A 22,968-nucleotide genomic window follows, 5' to 3' on the forward strand; every position below is an offset into this window, starting at 1 on the left:
TTAGTACCTCAGCTCCACCGGGATGCTTCTATTGCCGTTCGGAGCTTCGGGGATGGCGCTCACCGAGACACCGGCGGTGTTCCCACCCAGGGTCGCGACCTGCGCACCGAACACGGGGCCTCCTGTGGCTCCGACGATCACCGCCACCACGTCGGGTCCGAAGGACGACGCCGGCACCGTCACCGACGTCGTCCCCGCAAGGCCTACCACCCGCGGATCACCGAGGACACCATCGGCACCCACCGGAGTGAGCGATACCTCTGCACCGTTTTCGGGCGCCCCGAACACGAGCTGGACATCGACGCCGTCGGCGAAAACCACCGCGTGCTCAATCCCCAACCGCTCGGCTGCCGGCGCGCTGCCGAAGTCCACCGGGGCACCCGCCGTGACGCCGCGGCTGACGCGGGCGGCCGCTGCCACGGGAACATCCGAGGCGATGGACACGGTGTAGGTGCCCTCCGCCAGGCCTTCCAGCGGAAAGGTGCTGACGCTGCCCGCTGCCGCCGTCATCGCTCCCCCCTCCGGCAAGGAAACTTCTCCGTCGGCGCCGAAGATCCGGATGTCGAGTACTGAGTCAGTACTGCCGGGGACCAGGACCTGCAGGACCGGGGAGGCAGCAGCGTACCCTTCCTGCCCGCGGATGATGCGGGCAGTGTCCGCATTCTGGAGAACGACGCCGGGGATCACCTGCTCCAGTGCCGCCGGAGCGGACGGTGCCAGCAACTCGATGCCGCCCGGCGTGAGCCCGCGGAGGACGCTCTGCTGGATCACCGAAGACACGCCCCCGCCGTCGCTGCGGACGCGGACAGCAAGGTGCTCCTGACTTCCGGCAAGGCCTGCGAGGACCACATCCCGCGACTCCCCCGGCGGCACCAGGTGGCCGCCCGTTCCTGCGGCCTCGACCGGGCCGTCGGCGCCGAAAAGCTCGAGGTCGACAGCCGCGGGAATGTCGGTGGGGTTCGTGAGCACCAGGACCGAGGAATCGCCGACTTCGGTGGCGCCGCCGAGGAGCACCATGTCGTTGGACGGCGCTGGGCAGCTGGAAGCGGCAAGGCCGCGGAGGTCGCCGTCGACGGCGGTGTAGGTGAGCGATGCCCCGGCAACCGGCGCGTTTCCCTCCATCGGATCGGACCGGAAGATGGACGGCGCATCGACGGTGCTGCCGCGGGCCACTGCCGCCGTCCTGTCCGTACCGACGTCCCCCCTTGTGCCGACCGGTGGGTTCGCCGATCCGGAACGTGAGGTTCCGGATCGTTCGGAGGAAACTGACATCGGCGACCCGGGGCCGAGCGGGACAAGGGTGGCGGCAGGAATAGTGCCGCCGAGGTCGCTGAGCACTATGGCACTGGCGAGCGTCTTCGCAGTCGAGGACACCGGACTGAACAAGGAATGCCCGCCAGGAGAAACTCCGCTGTTGCCAGGGAGCCGGGGCGGGCCCGGGCACACGGCCGTGTGGATCCCGGCCGGGACCTCGGCTTGGGGAATCGGTACGCTCGGCGGCGCCGCACCGGATCCTCCTGCCGCGCTCCCCCCTACCAGCGCCGCCGTCGCACCGAGGAGAAGAACGCCCGCCGCACCCGGCCGCCAGTTGCCCTCGCGTTGCTTTCCTGCCACGCCCTGCGTGGCTGCGGCGCTCATGATGAAGCCCCGGCAGCGGCCATGTCCGGCTCTCTTTCGGTGGGACGGGAGCTGCCGGGATCCGCCGGGCCGTGGCCAGTCGCCAATTCCCGCCCGCTGGCAGAAGTGCCACCCCGGTCGGCCGGCAGGACCCGCACCGCCCTGGGCCGCGATGGCACGGGCACTGCAAGCAGGATGCCTGCGCCGAACACGACCATTTGCACTGCTTCGGCCCAGGGCTGCCAAGCGTTGACATAGTCAACCGTCAGGTGTCCGCCCCGGGGCGGCAGCACGAAGGTTTGTGCCCACCCTTCCGAAGCGCTTTCGAGTGGACGCCCGTCGAGCGTGGCCTGCCACCCGGCATCCGCCCGCTCGGCGAGGACGAGGGTACGTCCCTCGCCTCCGTCCCGCACTCCCGTATCCACCCTGGTGGTCCCTGACGGGACGAGAGATTCGGTTCGGCCCTCGGCGTCGACGATTCGGGCCCGGGCCGTCTGCCCGCCGGAGTCTTCCGTTCCGTTCGGCAGTATCGGCGCCGTCACACGCCACAACCAGCCCGAAGGCGTCTTGCCGACGGCGGTCAGGCCCGGCGCGGCGTCGAGCTGTTCCGCCAGTAGTTCGGCGGCGGTGTCGGACTGCTGCAGGACGACATATCCGACGCCGAACCGGCGCAGCTCCGCGCGCGCGTCAGCTCCGGTGCCGCCCACCAGCATCGCGACGGCGCCGCGGAGGGCCGCCGCAGCGGCGTCACCGGGACGGAACTGTGGAGCGGCTCCAACCCCGGACGATCCTGCAGGTGAGTTCAGCGGGGACAGCGCGTCAAGGGTGGTGCCTGCGCCGCGCATGAGCATCGCCGCAACACCCTCACCGTTGCTCCCGTCGATGGCCAGGACCAGGGTCCTGGCCCGGTCCGGTCCGGTTCCACGGTCAGCCGCTGTGGCGGGCAGGATGCGCTCGGCGACCGGGTGCACCAGGACGGCCGTGCCGAAATCCGTACCTTCCCCCTGGCTGTCACCGCTCGCCGTATCCGCCCCGGCCGCCGCGTCCGCGGCGCTTGAAGGGGTGAGCGCCACCGCTTCTGTGTCAACGACCTGCGCCGGCTGCGGGAGGATCCACAGGCCGAGGCTCGTGAGGGGACCTGCCGCCAGCACCACCGATCCTGCGAGGACGAGGGCGCGGACGGCGGGAGCCGGTTTGCCGGATGACCGGTCGGTGTCCCGGCGGACCAGGAGACCGTCCGCTCCCACCAGGGCAGCAGCCAGGAGGAAGAGGACGATGCCCGATACCAGCGGGCCGGAAAAGGGGGGAATCAGCGCGGTTCCGCCCGCCGTCCCGGGAAAGGAGAGGGACACTGCACTGACGATCAGGCACAGCAGCGCCAGGGCCCAGGCGGCGTAGGCGCCCGGCCTGCCGCGAACGGAACCGAAGAGGGCGAAGACGGCAAGGACCACCGGTGGCGCACCGATGACGAGCACCGGAACCAGCGCCCAGGGACCTGAACCCAGGAACTCCAGTGCCTTCGGCGGCACCAGCGGGTCGAAAGCCACCGGAAATCCGAGAAGCTGTTGCCAGAGCTCGGCAGCCGTGAACGGCAGCGGGATTCCCGGATCCGCCACGGCATCCCGAAGAGTGCCGGAGGCCGACGCCGCGAAGGGAACGAACAGCGCGAGCGCCGGAAGGACACTCCACCACAGGGTTTTCGCGCGCCGGCGCAGGATCATCCGGGCACCGATCACCCCCAGGAGGGCCACCACCAGCACTGACGGCGCTGCCGCGGTGACTGCGGCCAGCAGCAATCCTGCCGCGCCAGCCGCCGTCCAGCTGGGAACCCCGGACGTTCCCGGCGTGGGCGTTGCTCCGGTCTGTGTGAAAGGACGGGCGCCCACCCCGACGGCGCGGACCATGGCGGCCAGTACCAGCGGCAGCAGGACGTGGGCAACTAGTGCGCCGAGCCGCCCGCTGCCGATCGCCACCTGCAGCACAGGCACGGCACCCCAGGAGAGCGCTGCCCACATCCGCAGCCCGCGGTGGCGCGTGATTGCTCCGGCACCGCACCAGGCGGCCAGGCCGGCGAGAGGCATTGCGAGCAGGACCAGCCCCGCGACGGCCGCGTTGCCGTTCCCGAAACCGAGGATCGAGAGCAGCCACAGGACATAGGAGAAGGGGCTGCCGTGTCCGGCAAACCCTGCTCCCAGGGGAACCCACCAGGTGGAAGCGCTGTCCCACAGCTCGGCAGGGGACTGCGGAAGGGGAAGGAGCGCTCCACCGGAAAGGGCCGGCGCCCCGACCAGCCCTGAGAGGCCCACCAGGGAGGCAGCCAGCAGCACGCCGAAGGAGGTTGCGGCGCCCAGCCCTCCCCAGGGGCGCCGCGGTCCGCCGGGTGCGGAGAAGTCATGGCTGTCGCGGGAGGAAATGCCTGGCTTATCGGCGGCGTTATCCGGCAGTGCACCGGCCGCCCGGAAAGCTTCGAGGACGGACCGTCGATGGGACCGGACCTCGCGCCGCGGCGTGCGAAGCGCATGCACAACGCGGCGGGGCGCGGTCTTCGTCCGTGCGATGGAGCGCCGGCCACGGAAAAGGTCGAAGGGTTTGCAGACACCGGCGCAACTCGCGAGGAGTTGCCCCGCCCCGTGGCCCGGATCCTTCGTCATCAGGCCGACCAGCAGCCGGGCGACGCCCCCGATCACGGCACCCGCTGCGAGGAACGGCACCGACCACAGGACGGAGTGCTTCAGCCGGAGGTAGACCTCCGCGCGGCGTGCAGCGCGGAGCATCGCGGCGGCATTGGACCGGGATCCGGAATGCCGTACGACGGCGCCCGGAACCACCACCACACGGTGGCCCGCGCGTCGGTTCCGCCAGCAGAAGTCGACGTCGTCGCCCACACCCGGCAGTGCGGGATCGAACCCGTCCAGCTCGTCCCACGCGCTTCGCAGCACCAGCATGCCGGAGGAGCTGACGGCGAAAACGTCACTGCGACCGTCATGCTGTCCCTGGTCGAGCTCACCTCCGTCGATGAGCGTAAGCCGCTCAGCCCACCGGCTGACGGACAGTCCGACGTCCTCGAGCTTCTTCGGGTCGTCCCAGCCCACTTGCTTTGCACCGGCCACGGTGACGGACGGCGCGCGTTCAACGGCGGAGAGCAGCTCCTCGAGGGCGGACGGTTCCGGGGCCGAGTCGTCGTGGAGGAGCCACAACCAGTCCTGGATTCCAGTCCCCTTCCGCGCGTTGTTCCGCTGGGGGATCTGCAGGATGCCCGTCTGGACGGCGGCACCGAACCCTGATGCCGCCGACTCGACGAGAAGGCTGTCGCCGGGCAGGTACAGGCGGAGCGTCGACGCCGACTCGTCCGTCGAACCGGCGGCGACGCCCACATGGAAGTCAGCCGGACGGGTTTGGCGCTTCAGGGCTTTCAGGGTTCCGGGAAGGAACAGGGATCCGTTGGAGGCTACGACAACGGCGGTGACACGGCGGTCGAGCAGGATCAGACTGCTCGCTTCCGCAGGCGGCGGCGCTCGCGCTCCGACAGGCCACCCCAGATGCCGAACCGTTCATCATTTTCCAGGGCGTACTCGAGGCACTCCGATTTCACCATGCAGGAACCGCACACCTTCTTGGCGTCGCGGGTCGAGCCGCCCTTCTCGGGGAAGAAGGCTTCAGGATCAGTCTGGGCGCACAGGGCGTCCGACTGCCAGCCGAGCTCCCCCTCATCCGGGAAGTCGCCCGGGCGGGACGGGGACACGGTCCAGCCGGCATGCGAGGGCTCGGAAAAGGCCGGTGCCGCGCGGAGCTTGGCATCGTCGGCTACGCGGGGCAGCACGAGGAGGCTGCTCGGCCCCTCGGCTAGTGCGGGCAGGGCGACGTCGGGCGAAGCCGCGAGGGCCTCATGCGCCGTGAGGAAGGCGGTGGCCTGGTTCTCGAGCGCGAAGCGTGAGTCCTCGCGGTAGCGTCCGCCCGCATCAGGGTCAGCTGGATCCAGGAACCAGTCGTCGGGTACTCCCCGCGATCCGTAGCGGGCTGATGCCTGCGCTGCGATGTCTGGTCTTTCCTGGATACGCTCTGCTTGCCCCATACTGTGCCTTCCCGGTGTTGCCGTTCCAGCATCAACCAAGGAGACCGTCGCGCCCAGCTGCTGGAACAAATCCGATGTCTAATTACAAGCGTGTAATACGTACTGAGTCAAACCGCGGGGGGATCCTATAGAGTCGGTTCGGCGGTTTGGCGTGCGCCACGCCGGGAACCGATGAAGAAGTAGCGGCGCGTCGGTTGTTATTTGATCAACTATCACTTCAGTCACATTCATACCACCACAACCTTGGCGGAGACACAATGCCCCAGCACACGAATCCGACCGAACAACTCGCCTTCCTGCGGACGGTGGCTTCTTCGTCACCCCGACTGGTGTGGTACGGAACGGACGGCAGGGTGGAACTTTCGGGGCGGGTTTTCGACAATTGGGTGGCGAAAACCGCGAACCTCCTCGTGGACGAGCTCGACGCCGTCCGGGGCACGCGCGTGGCGATGCACCTTCCCACCCACTGGAAGGCAGTGGTGTGGGCCTACGCCACCTGGCAAGCCGGCGGCGTGCTCGTCCTGCCCCGCACTCCTGATGGCGGTAGCGGCACCAGTGACGGCACCAGTGACGGCAGCGGCGACATCGACGGCGACATTCTGGTGACCTCCTCCGCCCGACCCCCTCTCGAGGCACCGCTGATGCTGGTTCCCGTGGCGCTGGGCGCCCTGGCACTCCGCTGGCCGGGCGAACTCCCGCGCGGCGCCGTTGACTACGCCGCAGAGGTGCGCTCGTACGGCGACGTATTTCCGGAGGAGGCGCCGCCTCGACCGGGAGCCGTGCTGGTCGAGGCAGGCAACTCGGGGGACAGCGGAACCACCGGGGCCCCCGGTCCCCGCAGGCTCTCCTTCGCCGACCTTTCCGGTGGATCGGATGGAGCGGTGCCGCCCTCCTCGGTGGCACTCCTCGAACCAGGGTGCACCGTTCTTCGGGCACTGGAGGCAGCGGCGTCGGTGTGGGGTGCCGAGGGCACCTTGATCCTGGTGGACAGGGACGTCCAGGTGACAGACCAACTCCTGGCAGGCGAACGGGTTACTGCCCGGCTTGCCGCCCGGTAGCGCTTCTTTCCTGGCTTTGGGCAGGCACCTCGACAGGCGCCTGTTCGGTAGCTCCGTCGCCTTTCCGGGCCGTCCCGGGGGCGCCGTCAGTAGCTTTACCGGCCACCTTCCGGGATGCTTTCGGGATTGATCCGGAATGGGGGTGAAGGATCTCGTGGTCGTGGCTGAACTCGGGCTCTCCGTCCAGTTCGGCATTGAAGACCCAGAAGCGGTAAGCGATAAAACGCACGAAAGTGGCAAGTACTGTGCCGATGATGCCTGCAACGAACAGATACGTGGTGTCGGTGACCCCGAACGGGTAGTGGACGATCCAGACGCAGCCGGCCGCGATCCCCATGCCGATCACGTTGATGAAGATGAACATGAGCAGTTCCCGGGCTGCATTCGGCTGGCGGCGGTGCCGGAAGGTCCAGTAGCGGTTCGCCACCCAGGCGAAGACCGTCGCCACGGACGCGGAGACGAACCGCGCCTTGACCACGCTGTCGTCCATGGGGCCGTTGATGAGGTGCCAGTACAGGCCGTTGTCTATGATGAACGCCACGCCGCCCACTGCCCCGAACTTGGCGACTTCACGCCAGAAAAGCGAGGCGAGGCCCCTGATACGCTCTGCTATTGCCGTCAACACAACCTCCGCGGTCGAATCCGAGTTACCTTTCACCGCAGTGCTGATGCCGCGGATTCCCGGCAAACACCCTGTCGACGCAGGGGTGCCCTTCATCCGCCTGCCCAGTGCCTGGCGTCCAGCTCCCCATTTTAGGGGGCCGAGCCCGCCGTTGCCTACGGAATAGCCCGCAGCTGCCGGGCCCGTCCCAGTGCTCCCGTTCGGGTAGGTACCCTGAGTAGGTGACTTTTCCCGTAATCGGTGTAGTTGGCGGTGGCCAGCTGGCCCGGATGATGGCAGCCCCCGCGGCGCAGCTCGGCTTTGTGCTGCACGTCTTCGCCGAGGGCCCGAATGTTTCAGCGGCACAGGTAGCAGCCCACGTGACGGTGGGTGACTACCGCGACGCCGACGCCCTGCGCGCCTTCGCACGCAGCGTGGATGTCCTCACGTTCGACCATGAGCACGTTCCCGGCACCCTCCTGCGGAACCTGGCCTCCGACGGAATCAACATCCAGCCGCCGCCGGCGGCGCTCGCCCACGCACAGGACAAGCTGCTCATGCGCGAGGCTGTTGAACGGCTCGGATTCCCCAATCCACGGTGGGCGCGCGTTTCCGTTCCCGCCGAACTCGAGGCATTCGGTGACGCCCATGGGTGGCCCGTGGTGTTAAAGACCCCGCGCGGTGGCTACGACGGCAAGGGCGTGATGGTGCTCAGGTCCGCCGCGGAAATTTCGAAGGCGAGTACCTGGTTCACAGGGGAGGATCTGCTCGTGGAGGAACACGTCCCCTTCACCCGTGAGCTGGCCGTACTCGTGGCACGCACCCCTTCCGGCGAAGCAGCGGCCTGGCCCGTCATGGAGTCGGTACAGGTCAACAGCGTCTGCGACGAGGTGATCGCGCCCGCGCAGGGCCTGTCCGAACCGGTGGCGCAGGCAGCCGTCGAGGCAGCACTCCGAATCGCCGAGGCACTGGAGGTTACTGGAGTAATGGCCGTCGAACTCTTCGAAACGCCGTCCTCCGCTGAGGGCTTCTTGGTCAATGAGCTCGCCATGAGGCCGCACAACTCCGGACACTGGACCATGGACGGCTCCGTCACGAGCCAGTTCGAGCAGCACCTGCGCGCCGTGCTGGACCTCCCCCTCGGCGACACGAGCCTCACCGCTGGCGTAGCAGTCATGAAGAACTACCTGGGCGGCTCCAACACCGACACCTACACCGCCTACCGATCGGCCCTGTCCTCGGACCCGTCGGCCAAGGTGCATTTCTACGGCAAGGACATCCGCCCCGGCCGAAAGATCGGGCATGTGAACGTGGTCGGCGCCACCGGCGAAACGGTGGAACAGGTTCGGGCACGGGCGGGGCTCACCGCCGCGATCCTTCGCGACGGCACGGCTTCCGGGAAGGAACCCTCATGAAGAACCCAGCAGTCGGCCTCGTCATGGGCTCGGATTCCGACTGGCCCGTGATGGAGGGCGCGGCGAACGCGCTCGAGGAATTCGGCATCAGCTACGAGGCCGACGTCGTCTCTGCCCACCGGATGCCCGTCGAGATGGTGCACTACGGGCAGGATGCTCACCAGCGCGGCCTGCGGGTGATCATCGCCGGCGCCGGAGGTGCCGCGCACCTTCCCGGGATGCTCGCAGCGCTCACACCACTGCCGGTGATTGGAGTGCCGGTGCCGCTCAAGTACCTCGATGGAATGGATTCCCTGTTGTCGATCGTCCAGATGCCGGCCGGCGTCCCTGTTGCCACGGTCTCGATCGGCGGCGCCCGCAACGCGGGGTTGCTGGCGGTGCGCATCCTCGCTACCGGAAACGGGCCCGAAGCGGAGCGCCTGCAGATGCAACTGGTCGATTTCTCTGCGTCCCTGAAACAGACCGCCCTCGACAAGGGAACCGCACTTCGAAGCCGGCTTCCGGACCATCCGACGGAGGGCCGATGATGATCACCAAGGCGAGGGCGGACTCGGGAGCATCAGGGGCCACCCCCGTGCATCTGACCGACCCGGTCCGGTACCCCCAGACGGCCGCACCGGCGGTCCGGACGAAACGTGCCTTCGTGCTGCTCGGCCTCACCCTCGCCCTGCCAGGCGCAGCTCAGGTCGTGGCGGGCAACCGGAGGCTCGGACGCCGTGCCCTGCGCGTCACCCTCACCGTCTGGGCGCTGGCGGTTGCCGCCGTCGTGCTGGCACTCACCAACCCGCAACTGGTCGTCACACTGGTGACGCACCGCTGGTGGTCACTGGTGCTGATCACTGCACTGCTGGGCCTCGCCGTGGGCTGGGCCCTCCTGTTCCTCAATACCCTGCGGATCATCCGCCTTCCGCTGCTCGAGCGCCGCGTGCGGGCAGCGGTAGCCGGCACGCTCGCCCTCCTGATGGTGCTCACGAGTGGATCGTTGACGTATGGCGCCTACCTGCTCGGTGTCGGGCGCTCCACGGTGGGATCCATCTTCCAGGGCGGGCCGGCCTTCGACCCGGTGGACGGCCGGTACAACTTCCTGCTGATGGGCGGCGACGCCGGCGAGAACCGGACGGGCCGTCGGCCCGACAGCATCTCGGTGATCAGCGTGGACGCCTCCACGGGCGCCACCGTGACCTTCAGCATCCCCCGCAATTTCCAGAACGCCCCCTTCCCCGAGGAGTCTCCGCTGGCGGAGATCTATCCGGACGGCTACAACTGCGGCGACGAATGCATCATCAACAGTCTCTACACCACGGTGATCCAGAACCATGCGGACCTGTACCCCGACAGCGAGGACCCGGGCGCCGAGGCGATGATGGATGCCGCGAGCGGCATACTCGGCATCGAAGTGCAGGCCTACGTCATGGTCGACATGAACGGTTTCGAGCAGCTGGTGGACGCCATGGGCGGCATCCGGATCGACGCGGGAGGCTGGGTGCCCATCACCGCCGCCGAGATTCCCGGCACCGACCCGATCCGCCACTATCCGCCGGACGGCTGGATTGCGCCGGGTGTTCAGACCCTCAACGGCTATCAGGCGCTCTGGTACGCCCGCTCCCGCGAATTCGTGACCGATTACGACCGCATCGCCCGCCAGCAGTGCGTCCAGCAGGCAATGATCGCCCAGCTCGATCCTGCCACCCTGCTCACGCACTTCCAGGAGATCGCCGCCGCCGGCACGCAGATCGTCGAGACGGACATCCCGCAGGACCAGCTGGGCAGTTTCGTCAACCTGGCGCTGAAGGCCAAGGACCAGGAGGTCCGGCGGTTGACCATCGGGCCGCCGGACTTCGGGACACCGGAGGACAACTTCGTGACCTACCCCGACTTCGACCTGATCCACCAGCGCGTCCAGGACATGCTCTCCCAGGGCAGCGAGGATCCCTCGGAAGCGGACGACGGCGCCCCTTCGGACGCCGGCATCCTCGAGTTGGAGCGGGCGGGACTGGTGTCGGTGCTTCCCTCGCAGACAACCGACAGTGGAATCACCGAGGAATACCTCCAGGAGCTCGCGATCATCCAGGATGACGCTACGCTCATTGAATTGCTCGCCGACAACGGGGAGTGCTCCCCGGCCTGACCACTCGGTCCGACCATCCGGCCCCACCTAAGGAACAGCATCTATGTACCTGTTGGACAACCCGCTGCGCCCCTACGCCTGGGGGTCGGTGACCGCGATAGCCGACCTTCTCGGACGGGAGCCGTCAGGAAGTCCGGAGGCGGAGCTGTGGATCGGTGCGCATCCCGGATCCCCCTCGGTGGCGGTGCTTCCCGACGGCACGCGCACCCCGCTGGACCAGCTGATCGCAGCAAATCCCCAGGCAGCTCTCGGCGGCGCCGGAAGCCGCTCCGGCGACCGTTTGCCCTTCCTCCTGAAGGTGCTCGCCGCGGAGTCAGCGCTGTCGCTGCAGGTACATCCGAGCCTGGAACAGGCTGCAGCGGGGTACGACGCCGAGGAGGCCGCCGGCGTACCGGTCGACGCCGCACACCGGAACTACAAGGACCGCAACCATAAGCCGGAGATGCTTTTCGCGCTGACTCGCTTCGACGCGCTCTGCGGGTTTCGGCCCCTTGAGGAATCCGCTGCGGTCTTCGGGTTCCTCGCGGGCCTCTGCGAACCGGGGTCCGAGGAAGCCGGGCTGCTCGGTACCGTTGCCACCGAGCTCGGGTCCGGTGCTCCGGCCGCGCTCCGCAACGCCTTCGAGGCGCTGCTGTCGGCAGACGGCGGCATCGTCTCCGCCGTCGAGGCCGCCGTTGCATCACCGCGGGGGATCGAACCGACCGACGTGGATTCCGCCGGGCATTTCGCCGATGACGCAGCCACGGTGGCCGAACTGGGTTCCCAGTACCCCGGTGACGCCGGCGTGCTGGTGGCCCTGCTCCTCAACCGCGTGTCGCTCCAGCCCGGCGAAGTCATCCACCTTCCCGCGGGACACATCCACGCCTACCTCAGCGGCCTCGCGATCGAGGTGATGGCGTCCTCGGACAACGTGCTGCGTGGCGGCCTGACAGGCAAGCACGTGGACGTCCCGGAACTGCTGCGGACCGTGATCTTCGAACCACTCGCGTTGCCCTCGGTTCCAGCCGCCACGAATCTCCTCGACCAGGAGCTGTACCTTCCCCCCTACGAGGAATTCCAGCTCCAGCGGATCGTCGTGCACGACGGCGACCCCGTGCCGCTTGCCCAGAACGGTCCCGCGGTGGTCCTCGTGGTCTCGGGGAGCGTTCGGCTTGATTCGCCGAAGTCCGACCTCCTCCTGGAGCGCGGGCAGTCCGGCTTCCTCCCGGATATCGAGCAGCCGGTCCTGGTCCACCCCGTGCAGGGCGCCGGCTCCCCCGCAGTACTGTTCGCGGTGACCTGCGGCACGCCTGCCGGCACCGAAGGTGTCCGCCGGTGAGCGCCGAACGACTGAACGAACCCTCGATCCTCCAGTCCCCCGCGTGGGCGGACTTCCAACGCGCCCTGGGCAAGAGAGTCTTCACCGGCAGCGGCGACGGATTCTCGTTCCTGGCGATCGAGGAGAAGACTCCGCTCGGCAGTTTCCTCTACGTGCCGTTCGGACCGGTAGCCGCGGACACGGCCGGGTTGCGCCGCTCACTCGATGCCCTCGCCGCCCTTGCCGCCGCGGAACACGCCCACTATGTCCGGGTAGAACCGGTCAATACCGATCTCGGCCCGCGCCCCGACTCGACCCTGGAGGGGCTCGGACTCGTCAAGGCTCCCGCCGATGTGCAGCCGAAGCTGACCTGGCTGGTGGACCTCAGCCAGGATGAGAAGGCGATTCTCGGCGGAATGCGCAGCACCAGCCGGGGCCTCTACCGCAACATCCGGAAAAAAGGTGTCACCTTCGACACCTCCACGGATCCGGCAGAAATTACGGTACTGCTCGCCTTCCTTCACGCGGTGTCCGAGCGCGCGGCGTTCCGGGCCCAGTCCGACGACTACCTGGCACGGGCAGCACAGACCCTCATGCCCGCGGGCAGTGCAAAGCTGTTCATCGCGCGGCTGGACGGGGAACCGATTGCTGCAGCCCTCTCCTACGACACCGACACCACCAGGGTCTATGCCCACGCGGCAGCCGACACCGCCCATCGCAGCCTCAACGCGGGAATACCGCTCGTGGTGACCATGATGATGGATGCCAAGGCCACCGGCAGAACCCGGTTCGACCTGTGGGGTGTTTCCGCCGAGGACCAGCCCGAACATCCCTGGGCCGGTTTCTCCCGCTTCAAACGCTCCTTCGGCGGATACGAAGTGGAGTATCCGGGCTCCTGGGACTTGCCGGTCAACGCGCTCATGTACCGCGCGTACTCGATGGCCCGCGGCCTGCGGGAGGCAGCGGTCCCGGCCGTGCGCTACGCCCGGGCCACGGCCGCCACTGCGGCTCGCGTCGTCACCCGACGCCCGCGCTGAACACACGACCCGATCCGGCGGCGCCGGATCGGGTCGTGGGCGGTACGCAGCCGCCGCAGGGGCCGGCCGAGAGAACGTACAGCCGAACGTGCGGTCGGTGGATCACCGCAGGCGCGCGTAGGTCTCCCATTTGTGGGCCTGGTGCTCGCCGTCCACCACGCGGATGGTTCCCGACTTGGAGCGCATCACGATGGACTGCGTGAGTACCTTGTCCTTGCTGTAGCGCACCCCGCGGAGAAGGTCGCCGTCGGTGATTCCCGTCGCTGCGAAGTAGCAGTTGTCGCTCGTGACGAGGTCGTTGGTGGAGAGCACGCGGTCCAGGTCGTGGCCGGCGTCGAGCGCTTTCTGCTTCTCGTCATCGCTCGTGGGCCACAGCCGGCCCTGGATCACTCCGCCGAGGGATTTGATCGCACAGGCGGCCACGATGCCCTCGGGCGTTCCGCCGATGCCCATGAGCGCATCGACGTCGGTGCCCTCACGGGCGGCGGCGATGGCGCCCGCCACATCGCCGTCCATGATGAATTTGGTGCGTGCACCGGCCGCGCGGATCTCGTCGACCAGCGGCTTGTGGCGGTCGCGGTCGAGGATCATGACATTGAGCTGGCTGACCTTCCGGTTCTTCGCCTTCGCGATGAGGTGCAGGTTCTGCTTGACGGGTAAACGGAGGTCCACCATGTCGGCGGCTTCCGGACCGGTGACGAGCTTTTCCATGTAGAACACCGCGGAAGGGTCGAACATGGTGCCGCGCTCGGCAACCGCGAGAACGGCGAGCGCGTTGTTGATGCCCAGGGCGGTCAGGCGTGTTCCATCGATCGGATCGACGGCGACGTCGCACTCGGGTCCGCTTCCGTCGCCCACCCGTTCACCGTTGAACAGCATGGGCGCTTCATCCTTCTCGCCTTCGCCGATCACGACGATTCCGTTGAAGTGGACGGTGGAGAGCAGCGACCGCATGGCGTCGACCGCGGCGCCGTCGGCCAGGTTCTTGTCGCCGAAGCCCACCCAGTGGCCGCCCGCGATGGCCGCGGCCTCCGTCACCCGGACCAGTTCGAGTGCCAGGTTGCGGTCCGGCTCGTCATCTCCCACTGCAAGGGCTGGCGAAAGTGTTGAATACCGGGCGTTCTCGGGGTTTTGGGACACGTCAATCCTCATCGTCGAAGTTCGTGGTGGTGCACGGCGGGGAGCCGCAAGCAGGGTCCCCGCAACCTATTCTAGTGCTGACGTACTCCTCCGACCTCCGTGCCGTTGGACACACTTCCCGGCCGACGGGCCTTGTCCGTTAGGCCGCCCGCCCGCCGTGGGGGAAAATGGAGGCGTGGATGATCAGGAGCGGGCACGTGGCGGCCAGGACCGGGACAGCAGAACCGGCAGCGACGACGGAGCAGCTTTCGAGGACGGTGCGGCCTTCCCGAGCGGCGAGCCTCCCGTCCGTCCGGTGCTCACACCGGCGCAGGCGAAACGGGCCAACTCCACGGTGATCGGCATGCTCATCGCCATCGGGGTGACTCTCGCCGTCGTTCTTCCCGTCTACTTCCTCAACCCCACCTACACCGCCGAAACCTACCAGCGGGACGTCAACGTTGAGATGGTGTCCCGGCAGTCAGCGGGCGACGCCGGTTATCTTCCGGCAGCGCCCAAGCTTCCTGAGGGATGGACCTCCAACTTCGCCCGCTGGACCGGCGGAGCCGGCGACGGCGTCAACTACTGGGAAGTCGGCTACCTGAGCGCGAACCGGGGTTTCATCCAGTTGACCCAGACCGACCAGGCCAACCCCACGTGGATATCCCAGCGGCTCGACAAGGCGCAGGTGTCGGGAACGCGCGTCATCAACGGGGTGGAGTGGGAGCTGCTGGACAGCCCCAATGGGGACACCGCTCTCACCACCGAGTTCCAGGGCACGACGATCATCCTCGACGGTGAGGCAGAGTTGACTGAATTCGACGTACTGGGCGGAGCAACCCTCGAGGAGATCGAGGACAACGCCGCAGCCGAAGCCCTGCGCACGTCATCGACTGCGGAAGCCCCGTGATCCGCCGCTAGAGTAGGCGCGTGAACAAGCAACTGACTCCCGCCCAGGCCTGGTTGCGGTTGCGGGAGGGCAACGCCCGCTTCGTAGCCGCCGATGTGTCTCATCCCAACCAGGACGCCTCCCGCCGGACGTCGCTGGTCAACAACCAGAACCCGTTCGCCGTCATCTTCGGCTGCTCGGACTCGCGCCTCGCGGCCGAGATCATCTTCGACCTCGGCCTCGGAGATATCTTCGTGGTCCGAACCGCGGGACAGGTCATCGACGACGCCGTCCTCGGCTCCCTCGAATACAGCGTCAGCGTGCTGAACGTCCCCTTGATCGTCATCCTCGGGCACGACAACTGCGGAGCCGTCACCGCCACCATGGATGCCGTGGAAACGGGCGACATGCCCGTCGGTTTCCTGCGGGATCTCGTCGAGCGCATCACCCCCTCCGTCCTGACCGCGCGGCGCTCCGGCATCCTCGATGTCAACGCGACAGCCGTGGAACACACCAAACAGACCTCGAAGCGGCTGATCGACAGCTCGCGCGTCATCTCCGACGCCGTGCAGCGCGGGTCGGTCGCCGTCGTCGGGGTTTCCTACCGCCTCGACGAGGGCAAGGCGGTGCTCGTTTCGGGATTTGGCGCACTGTAGCTCCGGAGGCGAGAATTGGCGAATGACTCCAACGCCTGCATCAGCCTCGAATTCCATTCCCCCCGCCGTCGATTCCGCTTCGACCTCCCAGGAGACCGAGTACCGGATCGAGCACGACACCATGGGGGAAGTGCGTGTCCCGGTGAATGCGCTGTACCGGGCGCAGACCCAGCGTGCCGTCGAGAACTTCCCCATTTCCGGCACCACCCTTGAACGTTCCCACATCGAGGCGCTGGCCCGGATCAAGAAGGCCGCCGCGACGGCCAACGCGGAACTGGGAGTGCTCGACGAGGAGCGTGCCCGCGCCATCGAGGCCGCTGCGGAGGACGTCGCGAACGGCAGGTACGACGGCGACTTCCCCGTGGACATCTACCAGACCGGTTCCGGGACGTCGTCGAACATGAACGCGAACGAGGTCATCGCAACCCTCGCGAGCCGTGCCCTCGAGGCTGCCGGCAGCGCGACGACGGTTCACCCGAATGACCACGTCAACGCCTCACAGTCCTCCAACGACGTCTTCCCCACGTCGGTGCACGTGGCGGCGACGTCAGCCCTGACCAACGACCTCATCCCCGCCCTCGCGCACCTCGCCGAAGCGCTCGAGCGCAAGGCGGAGGAGTTCGCCACTGTCGTGAAGTCCGGCCGCACGCACCTCATGGACGCCACCCCGGTGACCCTCGGCCAGGAGTTCGGCGGATACGCGGCACAGGTGCGCTACGGCATCGAGCGCATCGAAGCCTCACTCGCCCGTGTCGCTGAGGTGCCCCTTGGAGGCACTGCCGTCGGAACCGGGATCAACACCCCGGTAGGGTTCTCGGCGCGCGTCATCGAACTGCTCGCCGCGGACACCGGCCTGCCGCTGACCGAGGCCCGCGACCACTTCGAGGCCCAGGCTAACCGCGACTCGCTGGTCGAGGTCTCGGGCATGCTGCGCACCATCGCCGTGTCACTGACCAAGATCCACAACGACCTGCGCTGGCTCGGATCCGGCCCCAACACCGGCCTCGGGGAGATTGCCCTTCCCGACCTGCAGCCCGGATCCTCGATCATGCCCGGGAAGGTGAACCCCGTGATCGCCGAGGCCGTTCTCATGGTGTGCGCACAGGTGGTCGGCAACGACGCCACGGTGGCGTGGTCCGGGACCAACGGTGCCTTCGAACTCAATGTCGGAATTCCCGTGATCGCCCGGAACGTCCTCGAGTCCATCCGGCTGCTGAGCACCTCCACCCGGGTCTCGGCGGACCGCATGATCGATGGCATCACGGCCAACGTGGAACGCGCACGGTTCCTTGCGGAGGCGTCCCCCTCCATCGTCACCCCGCTCAACAAGTACATCGGCTACGAGAACGCGGCGAAGATCGCGAAGAAGGCCGTGGCCGAGGGGCTGACCGTCCGCGAGGCCGTCGTCGCCCTCGGTTTCGTGGAGCGCGGAGAACTGACCGAGGAGCAGTTGGACTCGGCACTCGACGTGCTGTCGATGACGCGTCCTCCCCAGGCGTAGCTCGACAGCGCTGCACCGCCGCACCTCTCCTGAACAGCCGCGCCGAAACGACGGACGCACCGGTCCCTGCCGGTGCGTCCGTTGCTTTTGTGATGCAGGGCACTCCTCTAATTGCACTCCCACATAATTAGTGTAATTATTTACTTCATGACTGATAGTGCAATAACAGCGGAAGGCGGACTCCGCGAGCAGAAACGGACGCGGACCCGTGCTGCCATCGTGGCCGCGGCCCGCAGCCTCACGCTGGAGCACGGCCTCGGTGGTTTCACCATCGAACAGGTCTGCGCCCAGGCGGACATCTCACGCAGGACGTTCTTCAACTACTTCCCCACCAAAGAGGACGCAGTCCTCGCCTACCCCGACGACGGACTCCCTCGCGACCTCGTAGACCAGTTTTTGCGCGGCGCACCCGACGGCCACCGACCGCCGCTGCTCGACGCCCTGTCGACGCTGTTCGGGGAACTCGGCGACCGGCTGGCCATCTCCGGCGAGGAGTACCTGGCCGTCTCGGACCTCATCCGCAAGGAACCCCACCTGATTGCCCGCATCTTCACGAAGGCGGAGGTGCAGCAGGAGGAGATGACCGGGCTGATCGCACAGCGCGAGGGCCTGGAACCGGATGACCGGCGGGCCCGCCTTGCCACTTTCCTGATGGGAGGGCTGGCCCGACGCTCCGTCGACGAGTTCTTCAGCCTGGAAAACGCAGCGCCCTATCGGGACATCCTCCGGCAGAACATCGCTGCACTCGCCGCTCTCTTCGACATTCCCGCACTCCCCTCTCCGACTTCCCGGAAGGACGCATCATGATTACGACGACGTCGCGCGCCGACGGCCCGCACTCGCCTGCGGCACGCGCCCGTCACAGGTGTCAGCGTATGAAGTGCGGGATGCCGTCGGCGGTCGAGGCCGTGGTCACCAGCTCAAGGTGCCGTGCGTTGAGAGGCGGCAGTGCATCGAGCGGGAACCACCGGACGTCGCTGGATTCGTCGTCGTTGACTCTCGCCACGCCGCTGACGAAGCGGCAGCGGAAATCGTGGTTGAGGAACGTCACCACGTCGCCGTTGGGGAAGGTGACGGGCCCCACGACGCCGATGCCGAGGAGCATCTCGACCTCCACCTCCACTCCCGTCTCCTCGAGGACCTCGCGCCTGAGCCCGACCGCCGGCTCTTCGCCCGGCTCCACCATGCCGGTGATGATGGTCCACTGGCCGGTATCAGCCCGCTTGCCGAGCAGCACGCGTCCGGCATCGTCGTAGACCACCGCACCGGCTCCGGGCAGCCAGAGGGGCGCGGAGCCGATTTTTTCCCGAAGGTCGAGGACGAATTGGGGTGTGGGCACCAACTCACCCTAGGGCAGCCAGGGCGATCGCCGCGCCGCCGATCAGAAACGGACCGAAGGGGACCGACGCATGCCAGCCGGCCCGTTTCCCCGAAACCAGCAGGAGGCTCCACAGCCCGCCGAGGACGAAGCCGGCGGCAGCGCCTGCCACCACCAGCTGCCATCCGCCGAAACCGAGGTACAGACCCAGCAACCCACCGAGCTTCACGTCCCCGAACCCCAGGCCTGCGGAAGGCACCAGGTGTAGGGCGAGGTAGGCGACCCAGAGGACGGCGGCGCCGCCCGCCATGGACACCACCCGGTGCGGTTCCCCGGCCATCAGGGCCGCTCCGGCGAGAAGCACCGCGGCGATCGGATAGCACGGGAGGACCATCCGGTTCGGCAGGCGGTGCGTCCGGGCATCGATGATACTCAACCGCACACCCATGGCTACGAAACCTGCCAGCGCCGCGGCCAGGAGGAGGAACGCAGCCGGGGAATCGCCCCGGTAATCCGCCAGCGCGCTGATCACCGTCCCACCGTACTGAACACTCCGATGACGGGCGTCAGGCGTCGGTGCCCTCGAGGAGTTCCGTCACGAGGGCGGCGATCGGCGAGCGCTCCGACCGCGTGAGGGTGACGTGGCCGAACAGCGGGTGGCCCTTGAGGATTTCCACCACGGCCGCGACGCCGTCGTGCCTGCCGACGCGCAGGTTGTCGCGCTGGGCGATATCGTGGGTCAGCACGATCTTCGAGTTCTGCCCGATCCGGCTCATCACGGTCAGGAGGACATTTTTTTCGAGTGACTGCGCCTCATCGACAATCACGAACGAGTCGTGCAGGCTCCTGCCGCGGATATGGGTCAGCGGCAGGACCTCGAGCATGCCCCGGTCCATCACCTCCTCCACCACTTCGTTCGAGACCAGTGCGCCCAGCGTGTCGAAGACGGCCTGCGCCCAGGGATTCATCTTCTCGTTCTCGCTGCCCGGCAGATAACCGAGCTCCTGGCCGCCCACCGCGTAGAGGGGGCGGAATACCACCACCTTGCGGTGCTCCCGCCTCTCCAGCACCGCCTCGAGTCCGGCGCACAGCGCCAGCGCCGACTTCCCCGTGCCTGCCCTGCCGCCGAGGGAGACGATGCCCACTTCCTTATCGAGCAGCAGGTCGATGGCCAGGCGCTGTTCGGCGGACCGCCCGTGCAGACCGAACACGTCCCTGTCCCCGCGTACCAGCCTGACCTGCTTGTCGGCGCCCACCCGGCCGAGGGCGGAGCCGCGTGGCGACAGCAGGATGAGCCCGGTGTTGATCGGCTGCTCCGCGGCGGTGGCATTGAGGACCGGCTGGTGCTCGTACAGCGCGTTGACCTCCTCGACGGACACCTTCAGCTCCATCACGCCGGTCCAGCCGGAGTCCCTCACGAACTCGCTGCGGTACTCGTCCGCCTGCAGGCCCATGGCCGAGGCCTTGACGCGCATCGGCAGATCCTTGGACACCACGGTCACGTCGCGGCCCTCCCCGGCGAGGTACTGCGCCACCGCGAGGATCCTCGAGTCGTTGTCCCCACTGCGGAAGCCCACCGGGAGCACTTCGGGCGACACATGGTTCAGCTCGACCCGCAGCGTCCCGCCCTCCTCTCCCAGGGGGATCGCCCGGTCCAGTCCGCCGTGCTCCACCCTTAGGTCGTCGAGGAGCCGCAGCGCTTTCCGGGCGAAGTACCCCAGCTCGGGATCGTGCCTCTTGCCCTCGAGTTCGGAAATGACGACGACGGGAAGGATCACCTCGTGCTCGGCGAACCGCAGGACGGCCCGCGGATCGGACAACAGCACGGAGGTGTCGATCACATAGGTGCGGTTTCCCCTGCTTCGCGCAGACGGGGTGAGATCAGTAGCAGCCACGGAAACTCCGCTCCGGGGCACGGTCACCCCGAACTAGTAGGGGTGTGGGGCAGTTCGGCCTGGACGCCGGGCATGGCTTCCCCGAAGAAATCGACGTGCTGGTAAGCACGGTCGGCGTCATCGGTGGCCTCCCCATCACCGGCATGGACACCGGCTGATGGACCGACAATACGCTGTCCCCCCGGACTTTGCAGATGTGCTCCTGCGTGTCGGAGAATGGATGCGAGGACGGGCCGGGGGTGCCCCTACGAGCCGAAGCGTCGTTGCCGCCGGCCGTAGTCCCGCAGTGCCCGCAGGAAGTCCACGCGCCGGAAATCGGGCCACAGCGCTTCGCAGAAGTAGAACTCGCTGTAAGCGCTCTGCCACATGAGGAAACCTGAAAGGCGCTGCTCCCCGGAGGTGCGGATCACGAGGTCGGGGTCCTGCTGCCCGCGGGTATAGAGGAAAGCCGAGATGTGCTGGTCCGTCAGTTCCCCGGCGAGTTCCTCGAGCGACTTCCCCGCCTCCGCCGAGTCGAGCATCAACTCCTTCACCGCGTCCACGATCTCGCGCCGCCCACCGTATCCGAGCGCCACGTTCACGTGAAGTCCGTCGATGCCTTCCGTCTGCCCGGCGAGCGCCGTGAGCTTCCCCGCAAGGTTGTCCGGCAGGAGGTCGAGCGCTCCCACCGGCTGGACACGCACGCGGTTGCTCTCGCCGAGACGGTCGAGGGTATTCGCGATGATGTCGAGCAGCTGCTCCACTTCTTCGGGAGGGCGCCCCATGTTGTCGGTGGACAGCATATAGAGGGTGACGACGTCGACGCCGAGTTCCTCGCACCAGCCGAGGAACTCGTGGATCTTGTCGGCTCCTGCCTGATGCCCGTGGCTCGTGGGGGCCCCGGCAAGCCTGGCCCAGCGCCGGTTGCCGTCCACCATCACGCCGATGTGGTGCGGAATCCGTTCAGGGGACAGCGAGCGCTGGAGCCTGCGCTCGTAGTAGCTGTAGAGGAACTCGGGGAATTTCCACGTCACCCCTCCTAAGGTACCGGCTGTTCCCGGGGATTCCGGAAAGGGACGCCTGCGGGCGTTGTTACCACCGAGTAACCTGTCGGCTGCTGGGTTAGAATTTCCCCATGACTTCGCGATCCTCCGCGCTTCCGCCGTCGCCCCGGCCCGAACCCGGCACGGGTGCCGGTGCGGTTGCGGGAAGTTCCGGGAAGGACGTCTTCGAAAAGGCCGAGGAGGCCCTCGAGAGCAAGCCCGCCCTGCGGGGCTGGATCCATGCGGGCACCGCGCCCCTCGCCGTCGCCGCCGGCATAGTGCTCATCGCGCTTGCCCCCACCACCAGCCTCAAGGTGGCCTCCACCATCTACGCCCTGACCGGAGCACTGCTGTTCGGTGTCAGTGCTGTCTACCACCGGGGCAACTGGAAATCGAGGACCCGGGTGGTCCTCAAGCGCCTCGACCACACCAACATCATGCTGGTGATCGCGGGTTCCTACACCCCGCTCGCCTGGGCCCTGCTCGAGCGCGACAAGGCGACTCTGCTGCTGTGGATCATCTGGAGCGGGGCGATCGCGGGGGTCCTCTTCCGCAATCTCTGGGTCTCGGCCCCCCGGTGGCTCTATGTGCCGATCTATGTGGCCCTCGGGCTGGCCGCATTGTTCTACCTGCCCGATTTCTTTGCGGCAAGCATCCCCGCAGCGATCCTGATCTGCGGAGGGGGCGCCCTCTACATTGCGGGGGCCGTCTTCTACGGCATCAAGAGACCCAACTTCAGTCCGCTCGTCTTCGGGTTCCACGAACTGTTCCACGCCTTCACCGTTGCGGCCTTCGCGGCACACTACATCGCGATCGTGATGGCCGTGCTGAACCCCGTACAGGGAACCTGAGCTAGCAGGGAACCTGGGGCTACCTGTCGCCGGCACACCGCGTGCTCGCGCAGGTCCGATGCCTCGGCGCGGGACCGCCCGGGCATGTCCTACCGGGAGTCCGGGCCGTGCTTCCCGTCGGGAACCGGGCGGGTGCCCTGCTGCGGGGCACCGGAGGCCGGGTGTGTGCCCTGACCGGAGTCTCCTGGAGAGTCCGGACTCCGCCGGGCGGAAGGACGGCCGTCACGTCCACCGTCGTCCGCCGAATCCGTGGCACCCGCATCCTGCAGCCGCGCGTCCTCGACCATCGAGTTGTACCGCACGCGGCGGATGCGCTTGGTCATGTCGCGGATCAGGAAGAACACGCCGATCACCACGAACAGGGTTGCGAGGAACCCGAGCGTTCCCGGCGTCACCGAGGCGGGGTCCAGACCCTCCCGCAATGCCGGTTCGTCGGAGGGAGCCGTCGCTGCGGCCAGGGTCAGCGGGAAAAGCACAGGTGCACCACTTTCA

At 67.6% G+C, this 22,968-nt stretch carries 21 protein-coding genes; 11 read left to right on the forward strand and 10 right to left on the reverse strand.

Translation table 11 applies throughout. The annotated features are described in order from the left end of the window. From IWX65_RS03775 to IWX65_RS03785, 3 genes are read right to left on the reverse strand one after another with little or no spacing between them, the layout of a single operon-like run. Positions 1-1,638, reverse strand: coding sequence for a DUF5719 family protein (locus IWX65_RS03775; protein ID WP_196881118.1), 1,638 nt, complete (start codon positions 1,636-1,638; stop codon positions 1-3). Then, positions 1,635-5,105 (reverse strand): glycosyltransferase, encoded by a 3,471-nt coding sequence (locus tag IWX65_RS03780; RefSeq protein ID WP_442859160.1) that lies wholly within the window; start codon positions 5,103-5,105, stop codon positions 1,635-1,637. Before IWX65_RS03780 ends, IWX65_RS03775 begins: the two co-directional genes overlap by 4 nt. Continuing rightward, positions 5,102-5,689 carry a WhiB family transcriptional regulator gene (locus IWX65_RS03785; protein WP_196881119.1) on the reverse strand — a complete coding sequence of 196 codons (588 nt, stop codon included), beginning with the start codon at positions 5,687-5,689 and terminating at the stop codon, positions 5,102-5,104. Before IWX65_RS03785 ends, IWX65_RS03780 begins: the two co-directional genes overlap by 4 nt. Positions 5,690-5,946: 257 nt before the next feature. On the opposite strand from IWX65_RS03785, the gene IWX65_RS03790 reads away from it, so the two are divergent. After that, a complete protein-coding gene (locus IWX65_RS03790) occupies positions 5,947-6,747 on the forward strand; it encodes a TIGR03089 family protein (RefSeq protein ID WP_196881120.1) in 801 nt (266 codons plus the stop codon). Here the strand turns inward: IWX65_RS03790 and IWX65_RS03795 are convergent. Next, a complete protein-coding gene (locus IWX65_RS03795) occupies positions 6,722-7,372 on the reverse strand; it encodes a GtrA family protein (protein WP_196881351.1) in 651 nt (216 codons plus the stop codon). The genes IWX65_RS03790 and IWX65_RS03795 overlap by 26 nt on opposite strands. Positions 7,373-7,590: 218 nt before the next feature. Here IWX65_RS03795 and IWX65_RS03800 point away from each other — a divergent pair, with 218 nt between their 5' ends. From IWX65_RS03800 to IWX65_RS03820, 5 genes are read left to right on the forward strand one after another with little or no spacing between them, the layout of a single operon-like run. Continuing rightward, the gene (locus IWX65_RS03800; protein WP_196881121.1) at positions 7,591-8,763 is read left to right on the forward strand and encodes a 5-(carboxyamino)imidazole ribonucleotide synthase; all 1,173 of its coding nucleotides are present in this window, start codon (positions 7,591-7,593) and stop codon (positions 8,761-8,763) included. Next, the gene (gene purE / locus IWX65_RS03805; protein WP_196881122.1) at positions 8,760-9,290 is read left to right on the forward strand and encodes a 5-(carboxyamino)imidazole ribonucleotide mutase; all 531 of its coding nucleotides are present in this window, start codon (positions 8,760-8,762) and stop codon (positions 9,288-9,290) included. Before IWX65_RS03800 ends, purE begins: the two co-directional genes overlap by 4 nt. Next, positions 9,287-10,891, forward strand: coding sequence for an LCP family protein (locus tag IWX65_RS03810; protein ID WP_196881123.1), 1,605 nt, complete (start codon positions 9,287-9,289; stop codon positions 10,889-10,891). Before purE ends, IWX65_RS03810 begins: the two co-directional genes overlap by 4 nt. A gap of 43 nt (positions 10,892-10,934) precedes the next feature. Continuing rightward, positions 10,935-12,209: a mannose-6-phosphate isomerase, class I gene (gene manA / locus IWX65_RS03815; RefSeq protein WP_196881124.1), complete on the forward strand. Its 1,275-nt coding sequence runs from the start codon at positions 10,935-10,937 to the stop codon at positions 12,207-12,209. Then, a complete protein-coding gene (locus tag IWX65_RS03820) occupies positions 12,206-13,225 on the forward strand; it encodes a lipid II:glycine glycyltransferase FemX (protein WP_334683628.1) in 1,020 nt (339 codons plus the stop codon). The genes manA and IWX65_RS03820 overlap by 4 nt, the downstream gene beginning before the upstream one ends. 102 nt (positions 13,226-13,327) lie before the next feature. Here the strand turns inward: IWX65_RS03820 and glpX are convergent, their stop codons facing one another. Further along, positions 13,328-14,377, reverse strand: coding sequence for a class II fructose-bisphosphatase (glpX, locus tag IWX65_RS03825; protein WP_196821748.1), 1,050 nt, complete (start codon positions 14,375-14,377; stop codon positions 13,328-13,330). Positions 14,378-14,540: 163 nt separating this feature from the next. On the opposite strand from glpX, the gene IWX65_RS03830 reads away from it, so the two are divergent. The 4 genes from IWX65_RS03830 to IWX65_RS03845 all read left to right on the forward strand — a co-directional run bounded on the left by IWX65_RS03830 (position 14,541) and on the right by IWX65_RS03845 (position 18,197). Continuing rightward, positions 14,541-15,254: a DUF4245 domain-containing protein gene (locus tag IWX65_RS03830; RefSeq protein WP_334683629.1), complete on the forward strand. Its 714-nt coding sequence runs from the start codon at positions 14,541-14,543 to the stop codon at positions 15,252-15,254. A 20-nt stretch (positions 15,255-15,274) separates the two neighbouring features. Next, positions 15,275-15,889, forward strand: a complete 615-nt coding sequence (locus IWX65_RS03835; protein ID WP_196881125.1) for a carbonic anhydrase — start codon at positions 15,275-15,277, stop codon at positions 15,887-15,889. A gap of 22 nt (positions 15,890-15,911) precedes the next feature. Beyond that, positions 15,912-17,390 carry a class II fumarate hydratase gene (locus IWX65_RS03840; RefSeq protein WP_196881126.1) on the forward strand — a complete coding sequence of 493 codons (1,479 nt, stop codon included), beginning with the start codon at positions 15,912-15,914 and terminating at the stop codon, positions 17,388-17,390. A gap of 147 nt (positions 17,391-17,537) precedes the next feature. Continuing rightward, positions 17,538-18,197, forward strand: coding sequence for a TetR/AcrR family transcriptional regulator (locus tag IWX65_RS03845; protein ID WP_196881127.1), 660 nt, complete (start codon positions 17,538-17,540; stop codon positions 18,195-18,197). A 61-nt stretch (positions 18,198-18,258) separates the two neighbouring features. Here the strand turns inward: IWX65_RS03845 and IWX65_RS03850 are convergent, their stop codons facing one another. The 4 genes from IWX65_RS03850 to IWX65_RS03865 form a co-directional block, all read right to left on the reverse strand. Further along, positions 18,259-18,729, reverse strand: a complete 471-nt coding sequence (locus IWX65_RS03850; RefSeq protein WP_196881128.1) for an NUDIX hydrolase — start codon at positions 18,727-18,729, stop codon at positions 18,259-18,261. A gap of 4 nt (positions 18,730-18,733) precedes the next feature. Further along, positions 18,734-19,240 carry a prepilin peptidase gene (locus IWX65_RS03855; protein ID WP_334683630.1) on the reverse strand — a complete coding sequence of 169 codons (507 nt, stop codon included), beginning with the start codon at positions 19,238-19,240 and terminating at the stop codon, positions 18,734-18,736. A gap of 34 nt (positions 19,241-19,274) precedes the next feature. Further along, a complete protein-coding gene (locus IWX65_RS03860; RefSeq protein WP_334683631.1) occupies positions 19,275-20,603 on the reverse strand; it encodes a PhoH family protein in 1,329 nt (442 codons plus the stop codon). 245 nt (positions 20,604-20,848) lie between these two features. Beyond that, positions 20,849-21,616, reverse strand: a complete 768-nt coding sequence (locus IWX65_RS03865; protein WP_196881130.1) for an isoprenyl transferase — start codon at positions 21,614-21,616, stop codon at positions 20,849-20,851. 101 nt (positions 21,617-21,717) lie between these two features. Between IWX65_RS03865 and trhA the strand changes: the two genes are divergently transcribed. After that, positions 21,718-22,476 carry a PAQR family membrane homeostasis protein TrhA gene (gene trhA, locus IWX65_RS03870; RefSeq protein WP_196881131.1) on the forward strand — a complete coding sequence of 253 codons (759 nt, stop codon included), beginning with the start codon at positions 21,718-21,720 and terminating at the stop codon, positions 22,474-22,476. A gap of 89 nt (positions 22,477-22,565) precedes the next feature. On the opposite strand, the gene IWX65_RS03875 is transcribed toward trhA, so the two are convergent. Then, positions 22,566-22,952 (reverse strand): hypothetical protein, encoded by a 387-nt coding sequence (locus IWX65_RS03875; RefSeq protein WP_196881132.1) that lies wholly within the window; start codon positions 22,950-22,952, stop codon positions 22,566-22,568. Between the last annotated feature and the right edge of the window lie 16 nt (positions 22,953-22,968).

The organism is Arthrobacter sp. CAN_A214 (assembly GCF_015751955.1).
GTDB lineage: Bacteria > Actinomycetota > Actinomycetes > Actinomycetales > Micrococcaceae > Arthrobacter_D.